We start from the raw sequence: 1,105 nt of genomic DNA, 5'->3' as shown, positions 1-1,105 counted from the left end.
GTTTAGTGTCATTGAAAGATATTTGGATCAATATTCATTACGGGAGATGAACCGCCCATTGCGGACCCGCATGATGGGTGGTGTGGGGGCTGGAGGTTAGAGACCTCCGGCTACCCGATTAGTTTTAGTAATTCTGATTACGCTTTAACACCAACTCATGTTCTTTGGCGATAGGTATAAGTTTTTTATATATATTATTGTAGTCTTCCAAAGAGTCCATCTGAGACCATTCAGAGAGAATAACCTCTTCCTCTTGGTCTGTAATATAAGGTGCCACTATCCGAACGTGCTGTTTAAAATCAGATGTAGCATTTAATACGATAGATTCGCCCGCAAGAAATAATAGAGCGAGCAAAAGATAAAACCAGACCAATAATTTGACGAATAGGAACCCGTAAGGAACCCACTTTGGAATTGGTTTGACCTCACTTTCGTTTTTTTCTTCTTTCGGTCCTTTTAAGCTGGTGGATATCTTTGACGATATTCCTCCCCAGCCGACCGCAACAATGACGAAAATTAGACTTAAAATAAAATATGAGTACGTAGTACTCTGTAAAACTGCTGTTCTGGCGTATCTACTATCAATATAATCCGTTAAAAACCCTAATACGCCCGTTCCAAGATAAAGCAGAATCGAACCTGAGTGCTCAACAATCAGCCAAACCGCAAATGAGCCTAAAGCCCCCCAAAAGAAAGTAAAAAACCGAGGGTTTTTCTCAAGTTTTGTCCAAAATTCTTCCACAGGTTCTCCTTTAAACTAACGAGACTGTAGAATAACTCCAACAGCCAAATTCAATTAAAAACGAGTTCCTGTAATTAACTCTAAGCGTTTTTAAAGCATAAGTTAATGCATTTGGAACCCATAAAACTGGCTGTTTTTCTTAAAAAAGAGTAATTCAACAGCCTCAACGCCTCGCTAAGAGGCCAAGTAATGCTTGGCTATATTCTGTGAGGAACGAACACGAGCCAAGCGTTGCGTGTCCGGGTAGTGTTTAGAAATCTGTGTCATTTCAGTATTATTAAGAAAACAGGAGTGACACATGACTCAATCTTTCGATTTCAACAAAGCATTAGCTGAACTTCAGGCTGGTAAAGGTCTTACTGG

At 39.9% G+C, this 1,105-nt stretch carries 1 protein-coding gene; it reads right to left on the bottom strand.

Annotation, left to right across the window (positions count from 1 at the left end; all coding sequences use genetic code 11):
• Positions 1-124: 124 nt before the first annotated feature.
• Positions 125-742, bottom strand: a complete 618-nt coding sequence (locus I6F10_RS19970; RefSeq protein WP_165743859.1) for a hypothetical protein — start codon at positions 740-742, stop codon at positions 125-127.
• Positions 743-1,105 lie beyond the last annotated feature (363 nt).

The organism is Pseudoalteromonas sp. SWYJZ98 (assembly GCF_015864495.1).
Lineage (GTDB): Bacteria > Pseudomonadota > Gammaproteobacteria > Enterobacterales > Alteromonadaceae > Pseudoalteromonas > Pseudoalteromonas distincta.
The sequence above is the reverse complement of the archived record's forward strand: the minus strand, read 5'-3'. Positions and strand labels throughout refer to the sequence as shown.